The organism is Shewanella waksmanii, from assembly GCF_043643685.1.
In the GTDB taxonomy this organism is placed as follows: Bacteria; Pseudomonadota; Gammaproteobacteria; order Enterobacterales; family Shewanellaceae; genus Shewanella; species Shewanella waksmanii_A.
Map to the genome: position 1 here is coordinate 176,901 of NZ_JBHZSN010000006.1, position 26,642 is coordinate 203,542.

Annotated in this window: 28 protein-coding genes; 9 read left to right on the plus strand and 19 right to left on the minus strand. The window is 45.8% G+C overall.

Annotation, left to right across the window (positions count from 1 at the left end; all coding sequences use genetic code 11):
* The first annotated feature begins 39 nt into the window (after positions 1-39).
* A complete protein-coding gene (gene torT, locus ACHUFW_RS11405) occupies positions 40-1,089 on the plus strand; it encodes a TMAO reductase system periplasmic protein TorT (RefSeq protein WP_394203149.1) in 1,050 nt (349 codons plus the stop codon).
* Here torT and torR read toward each other — a convergent pair.
* From torR to ACHUFW_RS11425, 4 genes are all read right to left on the minus strand, one after another.
* Complete coding sequence (gene torR, locus ACHUFW_RS11410) at positions 1,086-1,796, minus strand: two-component system response regulator TorR (protein ID WP_394203151.1); 711 nt, start codon at positions 1,794-1,796, stop codon at positions 1,086-1,088. The two genes, torT and torR, sit on opposite strands and share 4 nt — an antisense overlap.
* Before the next feature lie 169 nt (positions 1,797-1,965).
* On the minus strand, positions 1,966-2,703 hold the full coding sequence (locus tag ACHUFW_RS11415) for a TorF family putative porin (protein ID WP_394203152.1): 738 nt from the start codon (positions 2,701-2,703) through the stop codon (positions 1,966-1,968).
* A 122-nt stretch (positions 2,704-2,825) separates the two neighbouring features.
* Positions 2,826-3,605 (minus strand): ion transporter, encoded by a 780-nt coding sequence (locus ACHUFW_RS11420; RefSeq protein WP_394203405.1) that lies wholly within the window; start codon positions 3,603-3,605, stop codon positions 2,826-2,828.
* 220 nt (positions 3,606-3,825) lie between these two features.
* Entirely contained in the window at positions 3,826-4,146 is a 321-nt protein-coding gene (locus ACHUFW_RS11425) for a winged helix-turn-helix domain-containing protein (RefSeq protein ID WP_394203153.1), read from the minus strand.
* A gap of 250 nt (positions 4,147-4,396) precedes the next feature.
* Here ACHUFW_RS11425 and ACHUFW_RS11430 point away from each other — a divergent pair, with 250 nt between their 5' ends.
* From ACHUFW_RS11430 to ACHUFW_RS11445, 4 genes are read left to right on the plus strand one after another with little or no spacing between them, the layout of a single operon-like run.
* Positions 4,397-5,086 carry a PH domain-containing protein gene (locus ACHUFW_RS11430; RefSeq protein WP_394203155.1) on the plus strand — a complete coding sequence of 230 codons (690 nt, stop codon included), beginning with the start codon at positions 4,397-4,399 and terminating at the stop codon, positions 5,084-5,086.
* Complete coding sequence (locus ACHUFW_RS11435; protein ID WP_394203157.1) at positions 5,076-6,581, plus strand: PH domain-containing protein; 1,506 nt, start codon at positions 5,076-5,078, stop codon at positions 6,579-6,581. Before ACHUFW_RS11430 ends, ACHUFW_RS11435 begins: the two co-directional genes overlap by 11 nt.
* A gap of 11 nt (positions 6,582-6,592) precedes the next feature.
* Positions 6,593-7,147: a DUF924 family protein gene (locus tag ACHUFW_RS11440; RefSeq protein WP_394203158.1), complete on the plus strand. Its 555-nt coding sequence runs from the start codon at positions 6,593-6,595 to the stop codon at positions 7,145-7,147.
* Positions 7,148-7,165: 18 nt separating this feature from the next.
* Positions 7,166-7,924, plus strand: a complete 759-nt coding sequence (locus tag ACHUFW_RS11445) for a sulfite exporter TauE/SafE family protein (protein ID WP_394203160.1) — start codon at positions 7,166-7,168, stop codon at positions 7,922-7,924.
* Between the two features lie 84 nt (positions 7,925-8,008).
* Here the strand turns inward: ACHUFW_RS11445 and ACHUFW_RS11450 are convergent, their stop codons facing one another.
* Positions 8,009-9,064, minus strand: coding sequence for an alkene reductase (locus ACHUFW_RS11450; RefSeq protein ID WP_394203162.1), 1,056 nt, complete (start codon positions 9,062-9,064; stop codon positions 8,009-8,011).
* Between the two features lie 129 nt (positions 9,065-9,193).
* Here ACHUFW_RS11450 and ACHUFW_RS11455 point away from each other — a divergent pair, with 129 nt between their 5' ends.
* Complete coding sequence (locus ACHUFW_RS11455) at positions 9,194-9,778, plus strand: TetR/AcrR family transcriptional regulator (RefSeq protein ID WP_394203164.1); 585 nt, start codon at positions 9,194-9,196, stop codon at positions 9,776-9,778.
* Positions 9,779-9,785: 7 nt separating this feature from the next.
* Here ACHUFW_RS11455 and ACHUFW_RS11460 read toward each other — a convergent pair whose 3' ends face one another.
* Complete coding sequence (locus tag ACHUFW_RS11460; protein ID WP_394203165.1) at positions 9,786-10,217, minus strand: universal stress protein; 432 nt, start codon at positions 10,215-10,217, stop codon at positions 9,786-9,788.
* Positions 10,218-10,592: 375 nt separating this feature from the next.
* Here ACHUFW_RS11460 and ACHUFW_RS11465 point away from each other — a divergent pair, with 375 nt between their 5' ends.
* Together ACHUFW_RS11465 and ACHUFW_RS11470 are read left to right on the plus strand one after the other, a co-directional pair.
* The gene (locus ACHUFW_RS11465) at positions 10,593-12,011 is read left to right on the plus strand and encodes a coniferyl aldehyde dehydrogenase (RefSeq protein ID WP_394203167.1); all 1,419 of its coding nucleotides are present in this window, start codon (positions 10,593-10,595) and stop codon (positions 12,009-12,011) included.
* A gap of 45 nt (positions 12,012-12,056) precedes the next feature.
* Entirely contained in the window at positions 12,057-12,632 is a 576-nt protein-coding gene (locus tag ACHUFW_RS11470; protein ID WP_394203168.1) for a TetR/AcrR family transcriptional regulator, read from the plus strand.
* An 82-nt stretch (positions 12,633-12,714) separates the two neighbouring features.
* Here ACHUFW_RS11470 and ACHUFW_RS11475 read toward each other — a convergent pair whose 3' ends face one another.
* The 13 genes from ACHUFW_RS11475 to ACHUFW_RS11535 all read right to left on the minus strand — a co-directional run bounded on the left by ACHUFW_RS11475 (position 12,715) and on the right by ACHUFW_RS11535 (position 25,009).
* On the minus strand, positions 12,715-13,515 hold the full coding sequence (locus ACHUFW_RS11475; RefSeq protein ID WP_394203170.1) for a CsgG/HfaB family protein: 801 nt from the start codon (positions 13,513-13,515) through the stop codon (positions 12,715-12,717).
* Between the two features lie 3 nt (positions 13,516-13,518).
* A complete protein-coding gene (locus ACHUFW_RS11480) occupies positions 13,519-13,908 on the minus strand; it encodes a curli assembly protein CsgF (RefSeq protein WP_394203172.1) in 390 nt (129 codons plus the stop codon).
* Positions 13,909-13,977: 69 nt separating this feature from the next.
* Complete coding sequence (locus tag ACHUFW_RS11485; protein WP_394203406.1) at positions 13,978-14,370, minus strand: curli production assembly/transport protein CsgE; 393 nt, start codon at positions 14,368-14,370, stop codon at positions 13,978-13,980.
* A gap of 263 nt (positions 14,371-14,633) precedes the next feature.
* Entirely contained in the window at positions 14,634-15,104 is a 471-nt protein-coding gene (locus ACHUFW_RS11490) for a DUF6691 family protein (protein WP_394203174.1), read from the minus strand.
* Between the two features lie 8 nt (positions 15,105-15,112).
* Complete coding sequence (locus ACHUFW_RS11495) at positions 15,113-15,517, minus strand: YeeE/YedE family protein (protein ID WP_394203175.1); 405 nt, start codon at positions 15,515-15,517, stop codon at positions 15,113-15,115.
* 29 nt (positions 15,518-15,546) lie between these two features.
* Positions 15,547-17,199: an FAD-dependent oxidoreductase gene (locus ACHUFW_RS11500; protein ID WP_394203176.1), complete on the minus strand. Its 1,653-nt coding sequence runs from the start codon at positions 17,197-17,199 to the stop codon at positions 15,547-15,549.
* 135 nt (positions 17,200-17,334) lie between these two features.
* Positions 17,335-18,669, minus strand: a complete 1,335-nt coding sequence (locus tag ACHUFW_RS11505) for a sensor histidine kinase (protein WP_394203408.1) — start codon at positions 18,667-18,669, stop codon at positions 17,335-17,337.
* A 27-nt stretch (positions 18,670-18,696) separates the two neighbouring features.
* Positions 18,697-20,100, minus strand: a complete 1,404-nt coding sequence (locus ACHUFW_RS11510; RefSeq protein ID WP_394203178.1) for a sigma-54-dependent transcriptional regulator — start codon at positions 20,098-20,100, stop codon at positions 18,697-18,699.
* Positions 20,101-20,212: 112 nt separating this feature from the next.
* The gene (locus ACHUFW_RS11515; protein WP_394203180.1) at positions 20,213-21,424 is read right to left on the minus strand and encodes an ABC transporter permease; all 1,212 of its coding nucleotides are present in this window, start codon (positions 21,422-21,424) and stop codon (positions 20,213-20,215) included.
* Between the two features lie 11 nt (positions 21,425-21,435).
* Entirely contained in the window at positions 21,436-22,737 is a 1,302-nt protein-coding gene (locus ACHUFW_RS11520) for an ABC transporter permease (protein ID WP_394203181.1), read from the minus strand.
* A 9-nt stretch (positions 22,738-22,746) separates the two neighbouring features.
* Positions 22,747-23,469: an ABC transporter ATP-binding protein gene (locus ACHUFW_RS11525; protein WP_394203182.1), complete on the minus strand. Its 723-nt coding sequence runs from the start codon at positions 23,467-23,469 to the stop codon at positions 22,747-22,749.
* 19 nt (positions 23,470-23,488) lie between these two features.
* Positions 23,489-23,740 (minus strand): hypothetical protein, encoded by a 252-nt coding sequence (locus tag ACHUFW_RS11530; RefSeq protein WP_394203184.1) that lies wholly within the window; start codon positions 23,738-23,740, stop codon positions 23,489-23,491.
* Between the two features lie 6 nt (positions 23,741-23,746).
* The gene (locus tag ACHUFW_RS11535; protein WP_394203186.1) at positions 23,747-25,009 is read right to left on the minus strand and encodes an efflux RND transporter periplasmic adaptor subunit; all 1,263 of its coding nucleotides are present in this window, start codon (positions 25,007-25,009) and stop codon (positions 23,747-23,749) included.
* A gap of 441 nt (positions 25,010-25,450) precedes the next feature.
* On the opposite strand from ACHUFW_RS11535, the gene ACHUFW_RS11540 reads away from it, so the two are divergent.
* Positions 25,451-26,608, plus strand: coding sequence for a porin (locus ACHUFW_RS11540; protein WP_394203188.1), 1,158 nt, complete (start codon positions 25,451-25,453; stop codon positions 26,606-26,608).
* Positions 26,609-26,642: the final 34 nt, after the last annotated feature.

The following is a 26,642-nucleotide window of genomic DNA, read 5'->3' on the forward strand; positions in this document are numbered from 1 at the left end:
TAATCATTAACTGCTGCAATTGATAGGAAACGCCAGCACATGGCCGATTTAATTTGCCGATACTGTCTTTACATATTAATGGGGTGCTGTAGCCAATGGGCGATAGCTAGCCCGTGGCAAGTTGAACAGCGACAGCCTTTCGCCAGCAAAGTACAACAAACAACGGCGGTCAATTACACCCCGCTGACCCAAGCTAAAAAAAGCTGGCGTTTATGTGTCCTCATCCCCCATTTAAAAGACAGCTATTGGACGGGTATCAATTACGGCTTAGTTGAGCATGCCAAGCAGCTCAATCTCGATTTAGAACTCTTTGAAGCCGGTAGCTACTACCATGTGGACAAACAGCTTAGTCAACTTGATTACTGCTTAAAACATCAATTTGACGCCATCTTGTTAGGCAGTGTAAAACCTGACCTGCTAAACCATTATCAGCCACCAATCACAAAACCTATCATCGCGCTGGTGAATCGACTCGACCATCCACAAGTGCAAACTCGCATTGGTGTTAATTGGTACCAAATGGGCTTTCATGCCGGACAATACCTTAAGCAACAAGCTAACAAGCCAAGCCAGCTAGCCATCTTTTCCGGTCCAGATAAACAAGGCGGTAGTGATTTAGTTGAGCAAGGACTGGCGGCTGCATTGACCGGTAGCCAAGTTAGCATTAGTTCAGTCCACCATGCCGACAATAATCGAAATCTGTATCGCGACCAGATTGAAAAAATGTTGTCCGGCAACACCCCGGACTATATTCTCGGCAGTGCGGTGGCAATTGAAGCCGCGGTCGCTATCGTGCATCAACGTCAGTTACAATCAAAGGTTAAACTATTGAGCAGTTACCTGTCTCCGGCTGTGCTGCGGGGAATATACCGACAACGAATCGACTACAGCAATGATGATAGTGTGGTGCTGCAAGGCAAGCTGGCCATCGATGTCGTCGTGCAAGAGCTACAGGGCAAGCCAGCCTATGGCGATATTGGACCACGCATAAAAGCACAGCGCATTGGTCAGATTAGCGAGGACGTACTTAGTGAAAGCCTAGCGCCAGCCAGTTACTACCCACTGTATCGCGTATCAGCAACTCACTAATCTTTTACTTTGGCGGCAAATAAATAGCCTTCACCGTGGACGGTGACAAACAGCTCAGCACTTAACTTGTTGCGCAAACGGCGAATAATGACATCGATGGTACGGTCATTAACGTCTTGGTCTCGATGACTGGTTTGCATCATTAGGCGTTCGCGAGTCAGCACTTGCTGAGGATGTAGAGAAAAAGCGGTCAATAATTCAAATTCCGCTTTGGTCAGTTTAATGGCTTCGCCATTGCAGGTCAGCTGTCTACTATTGAGCTCTAACACATAATCATTAAAAGCGATGATGTTGTCGTCAGCATCATTTTGATGGCTAGCTTCCGCTGCAGCTTTTTGTACCAGTGAGATGCGCCAAAGCAGATTCTTAACTCTGACCAGCAGCTCTCGCAACTCAAATGGCTTAGTGACATAATCGTCAGCGCCCATCTCTAGCCCGACTATTTTATCAATGGTTTCATCACGGCCTGTCACCAGGATAATGCCCACATCGCTTTTACTGCGTAACTGCCGCGCTAAACTTAGGCCGTCTGTTCCCGGTAAGTTGATATCTAACATCACCAGATCGATCGCTTGTGCTTTGAATTGCTGCCACATCTGGTCGCCATCTTGGGCTTCTACCACTTGGTAGCCTTCTTTCTCAAAATAGCCTTTTAGCTTGGCTCGGATCACGGCTTCATCGTCGACCACTAGCACTCGATAGCCCATAGCTCACCTTCTCATTAATTACTGTACTGCTTAGCACTGGCATAACGCACTGTTTAGCGACCCATAATATAAGAAATGTATGCCTATTTCACGAACAGTTACCCAAAAGCGGGGATTCAGCAGATATAAAAAAGCCAACCACTAAGGTTGGCTTTTGAAATGAGTAAACTTAAAAGCTCTTGCTGACACCAAATACGACGCGGTCATCGAAGATCTCGGTTTGACTGCCGTATACTAAGTGGCTTTCGTCAACGGAACTACCGTGGTAACGCAGATCAAAGTTTAAGCCCACATAGTTAGCTTCTAAACCTAAGTTCCAGTGTGTCCAGCCTTCAGCACCTTCACCATCAAGGTCTTGATATCCAAACGATCCCGACACTTTGATGCCATTATTAAAGTCATAGCTTGGGTGAATCGCATAGTTAACACCTTGCCAACCAGAAACACCAAACCAATCATCTAAAGTTGGCGTCACTTCTAGCTGCACATGAGCCTGGCCAAACTGTTTACCGACTTTCAACCACAGCTCGGTATAATTTGAATAAGAGGCTCCCGCATAAAGGTATGAAAATACCATGACATCATAGGTAAAACCGCTATCACCAAACTCACCGGCTTTACCAATATAAGGCGCGGTGACAATCTCCAGATTGGGGTCTGCAAATTTAATGTTGGATGCAAACACACCGGTATACCAGCCATCATCGTTGCTCCAGCCTAAGGTACCTTGAACAACTGGGACGTCACCGTCCATGGTTTCTGATTCACCACGAAACACGTAATCGGTGGCGAACTTTACACTACCGCTTATTTGGCCGCCTAACAGTTGACCGTCATCATTGGCTATCGCTGGAACACTGGCCGCAAGTAGCGCACCACTGACCAAAGTTGCTATGGTTTTGTTCATCGTCTTTACCCCATCAAAATCATACTTTGTTGTTTGAGGCAAAGCTTACTCCCAAGTTATTAATGAACTTGGGAGTGGATATGAACCATTAAATTAACAATATGAAAAGATATGAACAGAAGCTAAGAAGCTGATTTCTGGGTTAGCAATCCCTTAAGTTCAGCAATTTGTGCCTTTAACTCTGCGACATCTGCGGCACTTGCCGGCTGCTCAGCACTCGTGAGTGCTTCAGCAGGTTGCTCTTCTGCGCGCATGACTGCTGTCTCTTGCGTCATAACATCGAGCACCGCGCCGACCATCATGTTTAAAAACACAAAAGCGGTAAGGAAAATAAAACTCAAGTAATATAGCCAGCTCAGCGGATATACCGCCATGGTCTCATACATCACTGAAGTCCATGACTCAAAGGTGGACACCCTAAATAGGGTTAACATTGCCACCGACACATCTCCCCAAAGGAAGTCATTAATGTGGGCAAACAACATGCTGCCTATTGCGCCGTAGATGTAGAAAATCACGAACATCAGCAGTGCAATATATCCCATACGCGGGATAGCTTTGAGCAACGCATTCACCAACATACGTAATTCAGGGATCATCGAGACCAAACGCAATACCCTGAAAATACGCAGTAAACGAGCAAGCAATACCGCTGAGCCGCCAGCGGGTATTAAACTGCCAATCACAATGATGGTGTCAAATATGTTCCAACCATTACTGAAAAACTTCTTCGGCCCATCACTGGCAAGAAATCGAATGACAATTTCTACCGCGAAAAAGATGGTGATGCCCACATCCAACATGGATAAACTTTTTTCCATCCATGCAGGTAAATGATAGGTATGTGCACCAATCGATAGCGCAGAAACAATAATGACAAAAATAACAAAGCCTTGAAACATTTTACTGCTATCAATGACTTTTAGTTTTTCTTGAATGCCAGAAACATTCGCCAGCACGATATTCTCCTTAAACAAAGGGGGTTAGTAGACCGAAAACAGGGGGAATTTGAGCGCAGTTTGACCGCAAAGGGACTACGCTATCAAAGTAGACTTAAGTATCGCTTAACCCAGGGTATTAACACAATTGCCTTGGGAGTATGTGAAGCAAGTTTAATCTTGTTTATTGCTGCGCATCACCAACGGGCGCGAACAACTGCTGCAAACTATCTTTATGCTGCGATAGCCATTGAGGATCAATCGGTCCCCAAGCATTGATTTGATAGAAACCAGCGTTATTACGTTCGCCCTGCTGAATAAACTGACACTCAATACCAATATCGGCAAAGGCAGCAATGGCGTCTTGCAAAGTACGACGTGGCATGCCGGTCAGTTTATTTAACGACAATAAATTATGCTGCTCAGCTTCAATTAACCCGGCAAGGTAGAGCTTTCGAAAAAAGGCGATCTTTTGCTTACTCAGCGGTGGCTTTAAATGGGTCAACGACTGATATCCAGTTCAAAAATGGTGTTTACCCAATAACTTAACAGCAACGCGCTGTAATGTTAATCCAATTACTAAACAATACTCGCTCACCGAGCCACAATGCTTGAATCTAGGCTTGAATACAGGCTTGAATGCAAACCAAAGAGTAAAACAAAAACCGATATTGTTAGCCAATATGTCTGACGCTAGCATCCGTGTTTTTAATCCTGATATAGTGGTTTTATGCAAGCCATACAGGATGTCTGTCATGCACAGTGAATTAGTGCCCCCTTCAAGAGATACAGAAACATCACTGCCACCCTCGCAGTGGCTCAGTTTTGATCAGTTACCACTCATCGCTATCGATGAAAACTATATTAAGCAAGTGAACACAGAAAACTTGATGATCGTTTGCCCTATACTGATTTTGGCCACGGTGATACCTATGCTACTGAGTGTCCCAGGCGTGATCTTGATTGCTATCGTTACCTTGGTACTACTGCTGTTAGCGGCGCTAAGTTACTGGCGTTTTAGCTATGCAAAAACCATCACTTATGGGGTATTTGAGCATGAGTTAGTGATGCAAAAAGGACTAATTTGGCAGAAAAAAATCGCTTTACCCTACAGTCGTCTTCAACATGTCACCTTAAGCCAAGGCCCTTTAGAACGTCACTTTAATCAATATACGTTAAAGTGTTTTAGTGCTGGCAGTGGTCATGCTGAAATCAGTTTACCGGGCATAAATGGTGCCAGCGCCGAGCCGATGCGACAGCACCTTCTTGCTAAGGCTGCCCAGCGCCAAAATAAGCCACTAACGCAAGAGCCTTCAGCACAAGCGTCAATAGAACCTTCAACCCAAGCTCCAAAAGAGCCTTCAGCGCAAGCGTCGAAAGCGCCTTCAGCGCAAGAATCAAAACAGGCTTCATCTATGTCGTCGGGTGAACAACATGACAGTTAGTCGCTTTAGCCAATGGTCAGCGCTATCACCTTGGTCTATTGTCAGTTTTAGTTTTGGCACCATAAAGGCGATGCTTAATAATGGCTATGCCTTGATACCGGTCGTTTATACCGGGTGGCAAAAAGGCTTTAGTTCACCTTGGGTTATCGTCGCTATTTTAGCGGTTATCAGCCTCACTTTGGGCTACAGCGTGGTGCAATGGCTCAAATATCGATATCGACTTCACGAAGGTAAATTGGGGATCCACCAAGGATTACTGTATAAACGCGCCCATGAAATCCCACTCAACCGCATTCAAAACGTACGTTTAGAGCAGCCTTTGTATTTCAGGCCAATGGGATTATATAGCCTAGTGGTTGAAACCGCGGGCTCAAAAAAGGATGAAGCAGTGCTTGCCGCAGTTAATTATCGACAGGCTTTGCAGCTGAAACAGCGCCTTTTTTCGCAACAGCAGCCGTCAACGTCTGATGAAGCCAATGGGCAAACTCAGCAAGTTCAACAAGTACAAGCCCCCATCGTCAAAAAGAGCCTTAAAGACATAGTACTGTTTGGACTTTACCAAAATAACTTAATCTGGTTTTCAGTGATTTCCGGTTCAATACTCGGGCAGCTAGATTGGGAGTCCTCTCAATTTAATCCGGTGGTAGAACAAATCCAAGCTTGGTATTCACAGGTCGCTGCAATCAGCTTGCTGGGGCAAATTGCCATTACTGTTTTTGGCCTGGTTTTGCTCTATCTGTTGCTGTCATTGATCTCAATCGCAGCAGCTATTTTGAAATATCACCCTTACCAACTTAGCTTGAAGCAGCGAACTGTTCACAGAACAGGCGGCATTATCGCCAAGCAAAACGACGCGCTTAAACTTAAGCGTGTGCAACTGGTGCGCTTTTCGCAACCCGTTATAGGTCGATTGCTGAAGCTATGGACCGTTAGCTTTAGACAGGTTCAAGGCAATGAAGTCGAAGGGATGGCACAGCGTCATATGTTAGTGCCTAGCATGACACGGCAACAAATTACGCAACTGTTATCGACCTTATCCGGCCTTACGGCTAAAGCGAAGAGTTTGCCCAGTCAATATCAGTCCATCGACATTGGCTGGTTTTGGCGCCGGATGTGGCTACCACCATTAATTGCCACGGCGAATGTCATTGGCGTAGGACTTAATCCTTTTACTGAAATATTAATCGTTGTTGCCTTGCTATTTGTACTTGGATTGTACTTACGTTATCGTCATTGGGGTTACCTCATTCAAGGTAATGATTGTTGGATACATAGTGGAATGTTGAGCCAAAACTGGAACTTAGTGGCACTGCGCAAAGTACAGCATGTAGAGATTAGTCAAACTGCTGGACAACGCAAAAAGCAACTGGCTTCAATCACACTTGGGTTAGCCAGTGGCGAGCAACATATTCCATATATACCTCTTGCTGACGCCCGAATAATTGCCGAACGAGCATTATCCTTAACGCAGCAAGATCATCAAAACTGGATATAGGACAGAAGCCTGTGACGAATCTTCAATATAGCCCTGATGACATTATCACTTTCTGGTTCAATGACATAGACCCTAAACTTTGGTGGGTCAAAGATGATGATTTTGATAAACAGCTAACCAATCAGTTTGGCCTACTACTGGAACAGGCAAAAAAGGGCGAGCTTTACCACTGGCGGACGACACCCACTGGGCGACTTGCCGAAGTGATAGTACTGGACCAGTTTAGTCGTAATATCTACCGCAATACACCAGGCGCGTTCGCCGCCGACTCGATGGCATTAGCCTTAGCACAAGAAGCAGTTGCTCAAGGCGCTGACAAAGAGCTTAAACCTAATCAAGTCCCGTTTCTCTACATGCCCTACATGCACAGTGAGTCCGCCAAAATTCACGACATTGCCATGGTACTTTTCAGTCGTGACGCCGCCAAAGGCAATCTTGAGTTTGAACGACGCCATAAAGCAATCATTGACCGCTTTGGCCGCTACCCGCATCGAAACGAAATTTTAAACCGCCCGTCGACTCAGGATGAATTGGAATTTTTATCACAACCGGGTTCTAGCTTCTAAATTCAAAGAGCACTGTATATGGATATCAGTATTACCTATGCGTGCCTATTATTGGTAACCGGCTTTTTGGCCGGTATTATCAACACGCTAGCTGGCGGAGGATCGAACCTGACACTCCCCTCTTTAATGGTCATGGGAATGCCCGCCGAAGTGGCCAATGCCACCAACCGTGTTGCGGTGTTTGTACAATCAATTACCGCGCTATTTGGCTTTAAAAAACACGATAAGCTAGATACACAAGATACAGGTGCAATCATGCTGCCTACCATTATTGGTGGTGTGATTGGCGCTGTTGGCGCAGCCTATGCCCCCAGTGAATGGATTAAACCTTTACTGCTAGGCACCATGTTGGCAATGGCGGCAGTGATTCTTATTCGACCCGCAATTATCTCACCGGAATTAGGTACCCCCAATAAACGAGTGAAAGACACCCCAAGCTCTTGGTGGTGGCTGACAATTGCAGGTATCTATGGTGGCTTTGTCCAAGCAGGTGTTGGCTTTGTACTGCTGGCTGCACTAGCGGGTTCATTGCGCTATGACCTGGTTCGCGCCAATGCGTTAAAAGTGCTCTGCACTTTAGTGTTTACCTTAGCCTCGCTACTGGTGTTTATTATTGAAGATTTAATTCAATGGTTACCCGGGTTAATCCTCGCGGCGGGAACGATGTTGGGAGCCCATCTCGCAGTTAAAATGGCGATTAAGGTAAAAGCAGATACACTAAAATGGTTTCTGTTCATTATGACTTTATGCGGTAGTGTCGCGGCCATGTTATCGTGAGCAAGCTGCAACAAAAAAGCCACTTAGTAGAATGTTTAATACCAATCGGCATAACACTAAGTGGCAAAGGGTTGATGATGACAATTACACTAATGTCGTGAGCATCTCTTCGCTGTAATCCACCAGCTTCTCACCGCTGCGAACACGCTCAACATAATCTGGATTGGCGATGAAAGGCCGACCAATTGCTAACAAATCAAATTTATCTTCTGCTATCGCCTGGTCTCCAGTTTCAGCACTATAACTACCAACCCCCATCAAGGTCTTGGTATAATGCTGACGTACATAAGCTGATGCGGTGCCGCCTAGATAGTCAAACTCCATCGCATCATCAAAGATACCGATATGCAGGTAAGCAAGGTCACGCGCTTGCAGCTGCGCTAAGAAATAATCAAATACATCACGATCACGACTGTCGCTCCCCATATTAAAATACGCCCCCGGAGATACCCGCAACGCCGTTCTGTCGGCGCCGATACGCTGACTAATGGCATCAACAACTGCAAGGGGGAATCGCGCCATATTTTCAGGAGTCTGACCAAACTCATCTTCACGACGATTGCTATCGTGATGCAAGAACTGATCAATCAAGTAGCCATTGGCACCATGTATTTCTACGCCATCAAAGCCTGCATCAATCGCGTTAGCAGCAGCTTGAGAATAATCGTTCACCAGTTGTTCTATTTGGACGGCGCTCACCGGTGTGGGGGTTTGGTAAGTCAGCTCTCGCATGCGAGGCACTGTGCCCTCTACGGCTACTGCTGACGGTGCAAATACATCACTGTATCCGGTTTTTTGCTGATAAAAATGTGGGTGAGCAACTCGACCAGTATGCCATAGCTGCGCAAAAATCTTTCCACCATTGGCATGAACTGCATCGGTTACTTGGCGCCAACCTTGGATCTGCTCAGGGGTAAATAGACCAGGAGTGTTAGGGTAGCCCTGGCCATCAGGGCGAATAATGACTGCTTCAGAAATAATTAAGCCCGCTTGAGCACGACGCCCATAGTATTCAGCCATAGCTGTTGTTGGTACTAAGTTGTCGTCCGCCATGCAGCGTGTTAGCGGTGCCATGACGATTTTATTGGTTAACGTGAGCGTGTCGTTTAAGCGATAGGATTGAAAAAGTTGCTGTGTCATTGTGCTGTCCCTTTCTTGAATATGCATTCAAGATAAACATACTTGAATGAACATTCAAGTAATTTTTGAACAAATATTCAAAATTAAGTACAATCGCTGTAAGCTAAATTTAACGAGCCCTTATGATCTATGCGTCAAGCAGAATTCGATAAACAACACGTTTTGCGCTCAGCCATGTCAGCATTTCTCGCCAAAGGCTATAGCAAAACAAGTATGCAGGACCTTACCAAAGCCACGGGCTTGCACCCAGGTTCCATTTATTGCGCTTTTGACAATAAACGTGGCTTGTTAATCGCAGCTATCGACCAATATCGCCTAGATAGAATTAACGAATTTGAACAGTTTTTCCCAGCTGACAATCGTGCTGCGATCAATATCAAGGCCTACATCGATGAAATAGTGCGCCAATGTATTAGCCAAGATAGCGATCAAGCCTGCTTATTGACCAAGGCGCTCAATGAAATCGCCGAACAAGATGCTGAAGTACAGCAAATGATATGTGCTCACCTTACTGCTTGGCAGCAAGCTATCATTGACCAAATCAGCTTAGCGCAATCTCAAGGCGACATTAGCGCATCAAAAGATAGCCAACATTTAGGTCGTTACTTGGTGATGGGAATCTATGGATTACGAACCTTTGCGCAAACCCACCCTAAGGCGGCAGAGCTTGAGCAACTCGGCCATGAGTTGCTCAATCACATCTGCGCAAAATAACCTAAGGTTACTTCACAACGAGCACAGGACAAGCAGCTTTATTGGCAACCGCCTCAGCAACATTGTTGTGTAAAAAATGGGCTAAACCACTGCGACCATGACTGGCGATGACAATCATGCCAGCTTCGCTTTCTTGTGCTTCATTAATGATTTGCTCCACCGGATCGCCACGGCGAACCACTGTTTCAATGGTCAAATCACTGTTCAAATCCGCCAAGATTTTTTGCATTTTCTCGGCAGCCTCAGCTTCCATGTTTTGAGCCAATTCTTCAGGGGTTATTGCGAGAATTTGAAAGCTCTCGTCTCCAATCGGTTGCTCTACAACATGGAGTAATCGAAAACCTACTTGATAAAAGTTAGCCATCTCAATGGCATATTGCAGGGCATGAGATGCTGTTTCAGAAAAGTCTGTTGGACATAATATTTGACCGGTACGCATAACAACCTCCAAACGGTTAGCGGATTGATTGCTTTAAGTCTTTTACGCGCTCCCCCCTACTACTGCGCACTATTATTGTAGCGTAAAAACATGACATTTTGATGATCTTCGCTCACTAATTTTGCTGTTTTGAACCGAAAGTTGACAGCGGTTAAAAACTCGCCTACGATAAAACCGACTAACTAGTCAGTCTGTATAGCTATACCCAAGAAAATTGGAGTTGCAGCACAGCAACAAGCCAATTTTTCCCTATGAGCATAGGTGTTCTATGTGATTAGGGTAAATTGGCGCAGTTAACAAAGCTGCAGCTTCAAGTATGACGGGGGATAGTTAGCTTGAACTCACCCTAACCAAAGCGAAGGCACAGGAGTTACGATGAATATGCCCGTTGAAGTCAAACAAACCTTAACTGATCTTTTGCAGATCCAGCGTGATGCATTTCAGGCAAATCCTGCCCCTAGCTATGCCGAGCGTGTCAGTCAGCTTCAAAGCTTAAAGCAAGGCTTGATTAAGCATCAGCACAACTTAACCCAAGCACTGCGCCAAGATTATGGTCACCGCTCAATCGATGACAGTATGATTTCCGATATCATGCCCTGTATCAACAACATCAACTACAGCCTCAAGCATCTGAAAAAATGGATGAAGCCAAGCCGTCGTCATACGGGATTACTTTTAGCACCAGCTCAAATTAGTGTTCAATATCAGCCTGTTGGGGTTGTCGGCATCATAGTGCCGTGGAATTTTCCGGTGATGCTAGCCATCGGCCCTTTGATCACTGCTATTGCTGCGGGTAACCGAGCAATGTTAAAGCTGTCAGAATTCACCCCTAGCACGAATAAAGCACTCATTGCGATGTTGGCAGAGGTATTTGAGCAGCAAACTGTAGCGGTAGTTGAAGGCGAAGCCGATGTCGCAGCGGCATTCTCTGCCCTGCCCTTTGATCATTTACTGTTTACCGGCTCGACTACGGTCGGTAAGCATGTCATGCGCGCTGCAGCCGATAACCTCACACCTGTCACACTAGAATTAGGCGGTAAATCGCCTGTGATCATTGCAGATGACATCGATCTAGAAACCGCTGTTGAACGCCTGATCTACGGCAAATGCCTTAATGCGGGGCAAATCTGTGTCGCACCCGATTATGTGCTGTTACCGAAAGGAAAAACCGCAGGCTTTATCGCCGCTTACAAGGCTAAATTTAACAAAATGTATGGCCAAGTTGCCGACAATGACGATTACGGCGCGATCATCAATCAACGTCAGTTCGATCGTATCCATGCGGTCTTGCAAGATGCAAAAGACAAAGGCGCCCATATTGAACCTGCCAGTGAAGAGCAAAAAACCTCTTCTTATCGCAAGTTGCCGACGCAGCTAATCAGTGGGGTCAACGATGACATGCTCGTCATGCAAGAAGAGATCTTTGGTCCTTTACTCCCCATTGTGGAATACGACACGCTCGAGCAGGCCATTAGTTACGTCAACCAACGCCCACGCCCGCTTGCGCTGTACATCATGAGCTTCAATGACGCCACGCAACAACAAATCTTGGCACAAACCCACTCAGGTGGCGTGTGCATTAATGATGCGGTTTTCCATGTTGCCGCAGACGATGCACCTTTTGGTGGAATTGGCCCATCAGGCATGGGACATTATCATGGTAAAGAGGGCTTTTTAACCATGAGTCATGCGAAAACCATTTTACGCCGTGGTAAGCTCAACACAGGGAAAATTGTGCACCCGCCCTATGGCAATAGTTTGCAGCAAATGCTGATGAAATTTTTCGTCCGCTGATAATTTGCAGATAACCTATCAAATCCACAATGAAGTAAAGTGAATATGGCCACAGATAAAAAACAAGCCTTGCTAGATACCGCATTAACGCTATTTGTAAAGCAAGGCTTCTATGCCACTTCAACTGCCTCAATTGCCCGGCAAGCAGGGGTTGCGACAGGTACACTGTTTCATCATTTCGCCTCTAAAGATGCGTTGATGAATCATCTATACCTGTCAATAAAGCAAGAGTTTGCCGATGCGATGGTCGACAAGTTGCAGCAAAGCGGCGACCTGCAATCAGATGCACGAGTGTTATGGTTAAGTGCTATCGGTTGGGCGATGGAGAATCCGTTGAAGCAAGAGTTCTTTAGCCAATACTCGCTGTCACCTTCGGTAGCACACCAAGTCCGCGAACAAGCAATGACAGGAATATTGAGCTTTATTGCTCAGCTTATTGAACAAGGACAGCAAGCAGGATTACTTGCCAACCACCCGCTGGCGTTAATGCGCGAAAGCTGCCATGGCCAATACATTGCTACTACACGCTTTTTCTTAGACAACCCTGAGCTGTGGCAAGACGATGTTCACCGAGAAGCCAGTTTCCAACTATTCTGGCAATCGATGCGCCCACTTAGCTAAGCTTTAAACGATAGCCCTCAAAGCATGACGCCCCGACAAGCACAGCTTTCGGGGCGTCATTTTATTCTCTACGGCAAGGTCGCTATGACGATGCGCCTAATGCTGTTTCCTTAGCGTTTTGCGCCGCGGGCGACCAGTAACCCATTTCCACGCCTTTATCTACCATTTCAGCAACTGCTAATTCAATCGCTTGTAGTACACAAAATTGCACTGGCTCGTTGGTGGTAAAACCGACTTCTGCCTCAGCCAGTCGATTTAAACTGGTAAAGCGAATTAACCCAGCTCGCATCTCCTGCGAAAAGACCCGCTTGGTAGTGGAAACCGACATCAATACCTTACCAGTGTGCACATCTACCGCACGCAGATAGATGGTAACCTGATCTTCACGGTACATCTCTGATGCACCAATCCCGTAATACTCAACACCAGCACCACCCGTATTAATATTGGTTTCGTAACTGATGATCCCACCTTCTAACAATAGGCGCGCATTGGTTAGCTGCGGTACGTCTTTATCATTGGGCTTTTTGGGTTGTTTCTTGCTAATTTTGCGCTCAGTTAACAAGTTTTGTAGCCCTTCACGCTCAACGGGAGTAAACCACTTTGAGTCCAACAGCGTTTGCACCAACATGGATGTCGCACCTTGGGTCACTGCGGTCGAAAAGGAGCTAACATTTTGTTGTGGCTTATACTGACCGGTTTGATCTCTAAAGGAATATACCGCAACAGGTATCGGATATTTAGGTCCCTGTTTAGCTTGCAACGCCTGCATCGTCTCGCTCATAGGATTGAGCTCAGCTTCGTGGATATTCAACTCAGGTTTTGGCACTAAACTACAACCGGTTAAGGCTAAAGCAAATAACAATAAAATTGACTGTTTCATTGCTTATACCCCATACACTGGCATTTCAATCACGGTCACTTCACCGCTAAGCAAGTTAGTGATCGTCAGCATGACACCATCCCCCACTGTCGCAACCTCAATGCGAAAATCGCCAGTGTCATAAATACCATCGCTAATTTCACCATTAGCTACCCCACGGGTAATGGTATTCATAATATTGCGCTCTAAAGACTCTTTAAAGCGGGTCACAAAGTCCTTATCGTTGGTGTCAGCACTATTGTCATTTTGTGCATTTGCTTTATTTAGTAAGTAAGACCCATTCAATGCCGATCCGCCAAAACTGGGGTTGATCGGTGTATAGACGAGTTCTGTACTGTGCGCACTCAATGACAGCGCAGCGCCCGCAGCAATGATTAACATCCTGTAATTCATTTTCAGTCTCTCTAGTTATGTAAACCCTGAAATAGCACTAGTTAAATGGTCATTTAGCTAGCGTTACTTTTAATATCCCTCATCAGCATCGGCAAACTCACCCGTTAAAGCATTGGCACGCACCTGCGCGATGTAATCAATAGTCAGTAATATCGCCTGTTCAGCACGCTCTTTAATAGGACTAGCACGACGTCCGAAATGGGTGACATACAAGGTTTGGCCATTGATATCTAAAGTAAGGCGAGTACCTGCTTGGGGGAAAACCGTTTCGTTCAAGCTAACGTTAAACCCTTGGGTAAAAGGTAAGTCGCGCCAGTAACTCGAATAGTAATAACTAAAGTCTTTACCAAATCGTGTTAATGTTCGATCGATCACTAGGCCGCTGATTTCAATATCACTTTCTTCTGCGTAGCTCAGCGAGCTAAACAAAGACAGCACAATTAGCAGTAATCCTTTAATCATCATTCCCTTTCCGACCTTCGCTTTTAACCAGTTTTATCCATCACGGGTTTGTACTTGAAACGAGTGCAGATACCTTATCAGTTATCTTCGCAGTGCGTCATCGACACTGAGTCATAATGCGCATAAAACAGCATTTAGAACTAGGAATAAAGTATTAGGTTTAATACCTAAGGATAATCCTTTCGCATGAAAAAAATGCATTAAAAAAGGCGTTAAACCACTGATTTAACGCCTTATAAAATACCTGAAGATAGAAGTCTAGATTAATCAACCTGGCAGGTTGATTCAGTAAATTGTCGCCTTGATTGCCACAAGCGCCCCAAAAACATACCTAGCACCATACTCAATACAAACAATACAAATAACGGGTCAAAACTGGTTAGGTTAACAATCGCCGGCCCAGGACACATACCAGCTAGGCCCCAACCTACACCAAATAAACCTGCCCCCATTAGCAGCTTAACGTCGACCTTAGTTTTGTTGGGTAGTTGGTAACTTTGATCAAATAGCGGTTTTCCACCTTGGGCAACACGCGGCCTTATAAACCCGTAATAGACAGGAATATAGAGACTCAATGCACCTAACATCACCATCATTAACGCGGGCTCCCAACTGCCATCAGTCATTCGACTGACATCAAGAAACCCAATCACTTTATCAGGATCTGCCATGCCGGAAAGCATCAGCCCTAATCCGAATAACACGCCAGAGATTAATGCAACAACTCGGCTCATACGACCTCCTAATGCACTAAGGTTGCGGTCACAATACCGCTTAACATGAACACACAAGTCGCGACAATGGAGCGTTTAGATAACCGACCAATGCCACAAATGCCATGACCACTTGTACAACCCGAGCCCAAAACACTACCAAAACCGACTAATAAACCAGCAATAATAAGCGGCATCACGCTAACCTGAACGCTTAAATCTGGCTGCACAATAATACGATATAAGCCACCGCCTATAAGCAGGCCGATGATAAAAACCATCTGCCAGCTAAGACCTTTATTATCACTTTTGGCAAACAGGGCATGGGAAAATATGCCACTAATACCTGCGATACGTCCGTTGGCAATCATCAATAAGATCGCCGCTAAACCAATTAATAGCCCCCCAATAAAAGGGATGATGAATGTCGACATCAAATGCTCCTCAATCAAGGTTAAGCGGATTAATATTTAGCCTGTACCATTTGATAAGTTTTATATCCGCCCGTTAAATTCTTGGCATCAAAACCCAAATTGTGCAGCATGCGATAGGCCACATTGCCACGCAATCCCACTTGGCAGAATATTAAGATTTGTTTGTCTTTAGGTAACTCATCAGTGCGTTGGCGTAACTGATCTAAGGGAATATTAATCGCGCCATCTATACTGCCAACCTGAGTCAACTCAGCTGGGTTACGCACATCTAATAGCACTTGGTCCGCAGCGAGATTAGCAACCTCATCGCTATGACACAGCACAGTGTCGCCTTTAAGACGGTTAGCAGCGACAAAACCAGCTTGGTTCAATACATCTTTTGCTGATCCAAATGGTGGAGCATAGGTCAATTCAAGATCTTGCAGATCATAAACACTCAAGCCTGCTCTTAACGCCACAGCTAACACATCAATACGCTTATCAATACCGTCTTTACCTACCGCTTGTGCGCCAAAGATTTTGCCATCTTCAGTGGCAAATAATAGTTTGAGTGACACTGGGTGGGCGCCTGGGAAGTAGCCTGCGTGACTCGCCCCGTGGACATAAACCTTGTCATAATCAATGTCCATCTGTTTTAGCCGCTTCTCACTTAAACCGGTACTGGCAACGGCAAGATCAAATACTCTGCAAATTGCCGTGCCTTGGGTGCGCTTATAAGATTCGTTTGCGCCAAAGATATTGTTAGCCGCAATGCGACCTTGACGATTAGCAGGTCCAGCTAACGGCACCAATACTGGCTCACCGGTAACAAAATCGATAGACTCAATGGCATCGCCAACGGCGTAGATTGCCGAATCGGATGTCTGCATCTGCTCGTTGACTGCAATGCCTCCTCGCGAGCCAATTTCCAGTCCTGCGTCCACAGCGAGGCCTATTTCTGGCTTAACTCCGATCGCAGTGATCAACATTTGTGTGGTAAGCAGACTGCCATCACTTAAGTGGAGCTGCAAACCTGACTCGACCTGCTCAACGCTTTGTAAAGCCACATTCAGTTTCAAATCAACACCGTGGTCGCACAAAGTTTTGTGCAACATATTGGCCATCTCAAAATCAACGGGCGCCATCACTTGATCCGACAACTCAACTAAACTGACATCGATACCTAAATGGCGCATAGCTTCCACCATCTCTAAGCCGATAAAACCACCACCGACCACAGTGACATGTTGTGGTTTTTGGCTAGCAAGCTGGGCCATTATACGATCCATGTCGGGTATATTACGCAGTGAGAACGTCAGTGGGTTTTGTAGGCCAGGGATCGGTGGAATAACTGGGGCTGCACCTGGTGAAAGCAGCAATGCATCATAGCTTTCTTGGTAAATCTCACCGGTGGCGAGGTGTTTAACTGAGACCTGTTTAGCCACTTTATCAATGGCTATCACCTCATGCTGCACTCGGACATCAACGTTAAAACGTGCTTTAAAACTCGCGGGAGTTTGTAACACTAAAGCGTCCCGGTTTTCGATTTCACCACTAATGTGATAGGGCAAGCCACAATTGGCGAAGGAAACAAATTCACCCCGCTCAAACATGATGATTTCAGCTTGCTCATTCAGTCGCCTTGCGCGCGCTGCCGCAGATGCACCACCAGCAACACCACCAACAATTAATAGTTTTTTCATCTCAACCTCTGCACGTCATAAGATATGCAGCAGTGTAATATAATCGCAAGTATATGCAAAAGTTTTTTATTAGAAAAATCTAACGAACTTTGATTTAGCGCAAATTTGTCAACTTAATTGGCGGGTTGAGCTTGGTTAATCAGGCAACCATAACCGCACCTCTAAGCCTTTAGGTTGGCGATTATGCAGGCTGATATGGCCATCATGTGCCTCAAGGATCTCACGGCACAGCGGTAGCCCTAATCCGGTCCCCGTTTGCTTAGTGGAGTAAAACGGCAGCAGTGCTTGCGCGAGTACTTCCGATGACATGCCACTGCCAGCATCTGCAATGACAATCAACACACCACTTTGTTGCTCATCAAGCTGGGTTGCTTGTACCGACAAACTAATATCACTGACATCCGATCCTGATTCATGGGCATTTTTAAGTAAGTTAAGTAGCACTTGCTCCATCTGAATTAAATCAAAATAACCTTGGCTTTGCGGCAGTTCGCCCTCGATAGAAAACTGATAGTGCTGCCGCAACTGCTCAGTCAGCTTTTGCCAATCAACTGCCGCCTTTTTCGGCAAAGGTAACTTTGCAAAACGGGCATAGTTAAAGATAAATTGGCTCAGATGTTGAGTGCGATCTTCAATGGTATCGAAGATTAGCGCTAACTTAGGATCATCAATCGATGCTGTTATTTTACGCCCTGATTTCACCATTGATGCGATAGGCGCTACCGAGTTATTTAACTCATGACTGATAATGCGAATCACCTTTTTCCACACTGCCACTTCTTGGCGATTGAGCTCCCGCGTCATCTGTTTTAGCAGCAGTAAATGGTGATACTGGCCATTGAGCATAAAGCGACCGCGAGATAAGTGCCAAGTTTCATCTTCCGCCCCCTCTTGGCCTGCGCTAGTAAATAACCCGCCTTTGGGATTATTTAACGCGTTCACCAGCTCTTCGGGTTGCGAAGTTAATAGATCAGGTAATAAGCAGCCTTCGATGCGATTGCCGTGATTAAATGCATGCCGGGCGGCATCATTGGCATAAATAATTCGTTGCTCATCATCGAAAAGTAGCATGATATTAGGCGAGCTTTGAATCACCTTATCGAGCAACAACTCCCGCTGATAAATGTATTGTCGCTCTTTACGCAATATTGCGGCGGATTCATTAAATAGATCAGCCAATGCCTGTAACTGCTTATCGCCAGTTACCGGGATATTAACGCTAAAATCATTGTCCTTGAAGTTTAACAACCCGACTTCAAGCGCCGTTAAACTGTTGGCTAAGTTACGGGTAAAATAGATTGCCAACGACCAGCTGACCAATAAGCAAGTTGCCACGATTAGCCCTAAGGCGGTATAGCCCATTAGGTTAACTAAGTCGGGCACCTCAAGTAAGATAAACAACAGCAGCAATAACAATCCGCCACTGCTGGCTGTCATGGCAGCCAAGACTAATTTAGCCCGTAGTGTCATCACTCCATCCACTCCTATTAAACGACGCTACTTTTCGATCCCAAACTTATCCATACGCCGATAAAGTGCTTGGCGGCTCAGCCCCAAAGATTTGGCCACCCGCGCAATCACCCCATTGTGCTGCGCCAATGCTTGCTCTATGGCGAGCTTATCAACCTCAGGCTTATCAGCATTGGCATCTATTCCCGCATCGGCAACTTCATCGACTTGACGGTAAGCCGCACTCGGCGCCATAGGCGCAGCAGCGACAGGAGCTTGCGCACCATCTAAACCAAAGTCCGTGGCAGTTAGTGTGCTACTTTGCGCTAAAATCACCGCACGTTTGCAGGCATTTTCCAGCTCACGGACATTGCCTGGCCAACTATGTGCTTGCAGAGCTTGCTGCGCCGGCTTATCAATACTGAAATTATCCCCCACAAAATGGTGGGCTAATGGCACAATATCTTCGACACGTTGCTGCAATGGTGCGAGCGCCAGCTCAATCACATTAAGGCGATAAAACAGGTCTTCACGGAATCGGCCATTGGCAATATCATCAGCAAGATCGGCATTAGTGGCACTGATCACCCTTACATTGACTTTGCGGGTTTGATGGCTGCCCAAGCGCTCGAACTCACCGGTTTGTAGCACACGTAATAATTTCACCTGACCAGATAACGGTAAGTTGCCAATTTCATCAAGAAATAATGTGCCACCATCAGCGGCTTCAAATCGACCAATTCTGGCTTTATTCGCGCCGGTAAACGCCCCCGCTTCTGCACCGAATAGTTCGGCCTCAAGCAGCTCCATGGGTAAGGCACCGATGTTGACCTTAATAAATGGCTTAGTTTTTAGCGGTGAATTTGCATGAATGATATCCGCTAACTTATCTTTACCTGCGCCATTGGGGCCAGTTATCAATACGGACACATCAGATTTTGCCACCTGCAGCGCTAAATCAACGCTACGCTGCATCGCGACACTGCCAAATACGATGCCACACAAATCAGCACCACTGAGCGCTTGCATCCGTTCATGTTCGGCTTTTTGTAAGGCACTATTTTCGCGAGTTAATGCATGCAGTGAAATGAGGTTATTAACACTAGTGAGTAACTTGTCGTCATCCCACGGCTTACCCATGTAATCCACGGCACCTTCTTTAACTAACTCCACCGCAACTTCAAGCTGTGTCCAAGCGGTAAGCAAGATAATCGGCAACTTAGGTTGCTGAGCGCGGATCTGATAAAACAACGCTTTACCTTCTTCACCAGACGTAGTGTCTTGGGTGAAATTCATATCTTGTAGCACCAAAGCGATATCGTGCTGCGCCAATAATGGCAATACCTCATCCGGAGAGTAACAACTGATAGTTTGATAACCGTTAAGCTCAAGCATCAAAGCTAAAGCGCTACAAACCGCATGATTATCATCAACGATAAGAATCGTATCCATATGTCCTTATTTATCTATCGGTTAAAAGTGCTGTGTAGAAGATAAAGCGGATTGACAGTGAATACCACCATCAATCCGGTTTACATGAACGACAACCCCCCATTTTACGCGGTTATACGCTACGGGTAGCAATCGCAGGTGAAATTTTTGCCGCTTTATTGGCGGGAAAAATCACCGCTAGCGTGGTCACAATCACCAACCCAAGTATGGTAAATACTGGATATTGCCATTCAAGTTGTGGCAGATCATAGTGCTGCATCAGTTGCTGACCCAGTGCAACGGCAAGTAAGCCACCGATAACGCCGCCCACCAAACAAATAATGTAGTTTTCGACTAAGAACAAGCTAACTACATCGCGCTTTTTTGCACCTAATGCGCGGCGAGTACCTATTTGCTTGGTACGACGCTCAATATTAAACATCACCATCCCCGTCAAACCTAAACTGGTGATGAGCAGCAGCAATACCACCATCAAAGACAGTACTGATGCCATTAAGTCATGGTCACGATACACGCTAGTGCGATGTTCAGTAATGGTAGTAAAATTGCGAATCACCCGGTTTGGTTGGTCCTTATGCAGCACTTCAGGAATTTGCTCTTTCAGGCGAGTAAAAGTCCCTTCTTCAGCCCGCACTAAGTAACGCATAAACGAATTGGTTAGCTCTACCCCAATAATCACAGAGTATTCAAGGTTATCACTGTTTACCCAAGCACCTTGTAGGCGTTCAACCACCCCAATGATCTCAATGGCTTCATCACCAAGATTACCGTTATAAATAACCTTACCAACGGCTGATTCATCAGGAAAAGCCTGCTCTGCAAAGGCCTTGGAAACGATCCCCTTAACACCGCTGTCGGTAAATGTCGGCAATATTTCCTCTGCACGTAAATTGCGCCCTTCAATCAGTTTAACTCCTAAGGTCTCGACCATCTGCTCGTCACCATAGTACATGGCAGAATTGGGAGTACTGCGCTCGTCTTCTTCACTGGTGCCAATGGTAAAGCTCGAAGACCAGCCACCACCACTTAACGGTGTCATGCTGCTAAATGTCGCCGCTTTAACGCCAGGAAGGTCACGAATTAACTGCAGATCTTTATGTTGCTGTTGTACCAAGTCGACACTAGAGTCGAAACTGTACATGGTAAAATCAAACACCTCTTGCTCTGCTAACCCCGACTCTCTATCCATCAGTGCTAAACGCTCGTGAATAATAAAGCTGGCATTGGCTACAATCGCCACCGACAAAATAATCTGTAGCAGTAGCAATAGCGGCGAGCTCTTGCTGCGTAACAACATACTTAAAATAGGTTTTATCTGTAACATAGTCGGCCTTCCTATTGGCTCTTAAGATAAATACTTGGATTGGTACTGCAGACTCGCCAAGCAGGATAAATACCTGCCACTAAGGCTGCTGAAATCGCGATGGTCGGTGCCACCAGCCACATGCTGATATCCAATGAAGTTAGCGCTTGTTCCAAATCGAATTTGGCCGACAACAGTGACAGCGCGCCCCATGCCCAAAGCAGGCCGATAATACCGCCGCAAAAACCAATCAAACCAACTTCCACCATATGTTGAGAAAAGATTTGCCCGCGGCTGGCACCAATGGCTCGACGCACTCCTACCTCTGGTGCACGTTTGAGGAATTTAGCCAGTAATAAACCAAGCATGTTGACTAAGCACACCACTAAAAACAGCGCACTTAACCCCACTAGCACTTTGTTGTCTTCGGCGACCACTTGGTTATCAACCAGCCAATCGGCAACATCCATGATCTGGACGTCGGCATTAGGTGAATTAAAGCGTCCAAGTGCTTGCTGCTGCTCAATATAGCTGCGTACCCAAGCGGTATACTGCTCGACATCATGCTGATCTTTTAGCTCCACCCAATACTGTAACCAGTGCTGCTCAGAGACCATTTTAGCGGCAACAGTGCGGGTATCTTCATGCTTCCACCCTTGGTTGTTACCCCAGCTTTGGTACTCCTCTATCGGCGTGAGCGAAAACGGCACGAATACCTGTTCTGAGTCATTAAAGGCACCATTATTGACGTCATAGTACTTAGGTTTTGGACTCCAATTATCTATCACCCCCACTACTTGATAAGGCTTACGGTTAATATACAGGGTGTTACCTACACTGTTTTCGCCGCCAAATAACTGCTGATTAAGCTCGCTGTTGATCACCACTTGATACTTAGCTTGCTGATCAACACTTTTATCCCATGCTTGGCCATAGATAAATGGTACAGAGAACAGATTGAAAAAATCACTGTCGGTTACTCGTACGCTCTCAAGAATAGGCGCTAAATCTGGATCATCAGTTTGAATCGCCCCGCCAGTTCTAAACATCGGTGTTTGTCTAAGCGGAATATCACCGCGGCGCAAGTTATAGGCATCTTGATATGAGATTTGTGGGTTAAATTCATCCCAAGTATCTTCATCTTGGCTCCATAGCTGCACGGCAAATAGCTTGTCAGAACGCTCTCCTGCCGGGTTAACTGAAGCCATTTTGTAAATGTTCAATGTGGTGATAGTAATACCAATGCCAATTGAAATCGCCAGCACCATGAGCATAGATAGAAATGGGGTTTTCTTAATGCTGCGCCAGGCTAGATCTAAGTAATAGAAAAACATACGCCCTCCTTAGCTCACAGCCTGAACATTGCCAGTAACAAGCTGCGGTTGACCACCTTGGTACATGGTAAAGTCGCATACTTGTCCATCGACAATTTGAATATTACGCTGAGCCCGACGCGCCAACTCGGGGTCATGAGTAACCATGATGATAGTTGTGCCAGCTTTATTAATCTCTTCAAGCAGTTCCATCACTTGACGCGCCATCATACTGTCGAGGTTACCCGTTGGCTCATCCGCGAGTAGAAATCTTGGCTCACCGGCTAAGGCCCGAGCAATAGCCACACGCTGCTGCTGACCACCAGAAAGCTGCGCAGGAAGATGCTTCATACGAGCCCCTAAACCCACTTGCTCAAGCGCCTGTTTAACGCGTTTATTGCGTTCACTGCGACTGAAACCACGATAACGCAGCGGCACTTCAACATTCTCGGCGAGATTCAAATCAGGAATAAGGTTAAACCCCTGAAAAATGAAGCCAATTTTCTCATTTCTTATCGCGGCGCTTTTATTGTCACTCAAGTTTGAAATATTGACGCCATCGAGAAAGTAGTCGCCATCAGTAAAGCCTTCGAGTAGCCCGGCAATGTTCAAAAAGGTGGTTTTACCTGAGCCTGATGGTCCTGTTACAGCAACAAACTCTCCCTCTTTAACCTCTAAATTGAAATCACGTAACGCATGGGTTTCAACCAAATCGGTTTTAAATACCTTGTTGATATTCTTCATTGAAAGCATAAGATTCATTCCTTTAAAATTAATACGTTACAAATAAATAAATGTGTTTAGCTGCAGCCGCGAGCCAATCAAAAACACTGACACTGTTGTGTACTACTTCAGCAAAATCAGCAGTAGGGTCGACAGCAGGCGCTGACATATCTAGTAAATTCAATCCAAGCAGAAACCAGTCCCCTGGATTCGCAGTGAGGTTATGGGTCGCAAATAATAGAACTGCAAGAGCAACCACAGTAACAAGTTGTTGTTTATTAATAGGTAAACTTTTCATCATCGCCTCCTAGCGAACCAATACCTGTGCTGCATTGCTAAATGGCTCAACACTGGAAATCACCCAGGTGTCACCTACATCACCACCCGCTATCACCTCGATGTGACTCATGCTGCGAGCACCCAATTGAATTTCTGTCAAGGTGGCAATGTCGTCGCTCATGCTATACACCGCCCGGCCACCACCTGATGACACAAAAGCACCCCGCTTGACCATTAATACGTTAGGTCGATTCTCTAATAACACTCTTGCAGATAAACGCTGGTTCTGACGTAGCTTTAACGCGTCATTTTGCTCAAAGCGAACTCGGGCTGTAACTTCTCTATTGCGGACTTCAGGTGAAATTGATGCCACTTTGCCCAAGATGGTGACGGTACCAAAACTCAGCTCCACATCCATGCCTAAACCAAGCTCATCAGCATAAGATTCTGGCACGGCGAGTTCAGCTTCAAAGGCACTTAAATCAACGACGGTTAAAATCGGTTGGCTCTGGTCAATACGAGCTTTTTGTTCCGTGAGCCAATTACCAATAATGCCGCCAACCGGCGCGATGATATTGAGCGCAGCAACCTGACGTTGTAAGTCCGACACTACCAATGCCTGTCGGTCGACCTCTAACGCTTTATTTTTTACTTCAAAGCTCAGGGTATCTTTCATTAGCGCCGCTTCCTGCTTAGCATGGGCAAACAGTAACTTAGCTTTATGCAGATCATCCTTGCTCTTCTCGAAATCAATTTTGGAGATAAGCTTATTCTCAATAAGTTTGTCTCCACGACGGCTTTCCCTATCTGCTGCTTCTAAATCAACTTTGGCCATATCTATGGTTTGCTGTGCTTTTAGCTGCTCACGTCTCGCATCAAGGCGAGCTCGCTCTAACGCACTTTGCATTCCTTCAAGTAGCGCCTCTTGCTGCTTTAAACTGTTGGTTAAACTGTGGCTTTCGATGGTCGCCACCACTTGCCCTTGCTCTACACGATCCCCTGGGTTGGCAATTAAGGTGACTGTACCGCGCTCGGGGCTATAAAGAATGGGCGCATTGGCCGCCACAATTTTACCGGTAGTGGCGATATCGCGAGTTAACGTGCCACGTTCAAGGGTGGCAAACCTTAGTTCTGTGCGATTAATTGATTTACTGACGCTACTGCCGCCAACACTCGCCCAAACCAGTCCAGACAACATCACAACGCCTACACCAATAATTACTGGCCATTTCAGCTTACGCTTCATGCTGGGGGCAACGGCTCTATCCTGTGCGCTGGTATCCTTAATCATGATCTTATTCCCTAACTGTGTCCGCTGATGCAAAAAACTCATTAATGCCATAGTTCATTACAATAGCCGTGCCAAAACCTTCAACCCACTGATAAATATAATTTTATTAATTTTCATATAGAAAACGGTCACTCTCAAAGTGTCCGCGGACACCGAAAAGTGTCCGCTTCAATAGTCAGCGTACGCTTTATCAACGAGCGGACAGTCAGCTGTTATTTGCAAGAGTCAGCTAACTTAGCTCCATTTAATTAACAACGATATTTCACTATCAACACGATATTTAACGATCTCTTTTCACGATATTTCGTGGTTAGAGGATCTGGCTCCAAGTTCTTTCGCGTTTCAGCTTCATTTTCCCCATTGGCATACAAGCTGCTCTATCGGGCTATTGGATTGACCCAATAAACCAACAGCTTTATTTAATAAAAATTAGGGAAAAAAATGAACAAGAAACTATTAGCGTTATTGATACCTTCGCTATTAATGGCGGGGTCAGCTCAAGCAATGGAGCTTTATAACGATCAAACAAATAGTGTCAACATGATGGGATGGCTTGGCTTTGCAGCAATTAACGACTCCCATGATACCGCTGTAGTCGACAACTTTTCCCGCATCGGTTTTCGTTTCGATCGCCAAGAGAAAAACGGCTGGCGAAGCTTTGCCCATACAGAATGGGGCATCAATATGGTCACCAGTGACGACTCACTACGTTACACCGGCGGACAATTAGGGGCAGAAAAAAGCTCTGACTTCCTATTCAATCGCCTAGGCTACGTGGGTCTTGCTAACGATAAATGGGGAAGCTTAACCTTCGGTAAACAGTGGGGTGCATACTATGACGTGGCCTACACAACCGATGTGCTCAATGTGTATACCGGCTACTCTGTGGGTGCCTACACCTTTGGTGACGGTGGCCTAACTGGTGCGGGCCGTGCTGATTCAGCGTTTATCTATCGCAACAGCTTTGGCAACTTAAGTATTGCGCTGCAATATGCCGCTAAGCAAAATGGCGATGTCGCGCTTTATGACAAAGATGGCGTCGCTCTAGATGACGGCTCCCACATCAGTTTCGACACCAGCTATGGCGCCAGCATTACTTACCATTTCACAGACAAGTTTAAAGTGCTAGCAGGTATTAACCGAGGCGACTTTAAAGGTGAGTTGGCCGGTGAAAAAGTCGATGACACCAATGAAATTATCGGCGTTGGTGCTCAATATGGCGCCTTCTACCAATATGCTCCAAATCGCGAAGCACAAGGGCTATACCTTGGTTTCAACGCCCACAAAAGTAAACAAAACGAACTTGTTGCTGGTGAGCTTTATGACTCAACAGGCGGCGAATTCTTAGTGGCTTATCAATACGAAAATGGCTTTGTACCTAGCTTCTTGTTGTCATACCAAGATTTAGATACCGACGCATCTACCAGCATAAAAGGCGATTGGACGCGTCAATTCGCCGTAGTAGGCCTGCATTATCGCTACAGCAATGACACCATTATGTTTGCCGAGGCGAAATTTGATTTCAGCGACATGGATGACAAGAGTTTTGAAGCGCTGCAAGATAACAGCTACTCGGTGGGCATCCGTTACTTCTTTTAATTGACATTAAAGATAACTCATCACCTGCAATGAA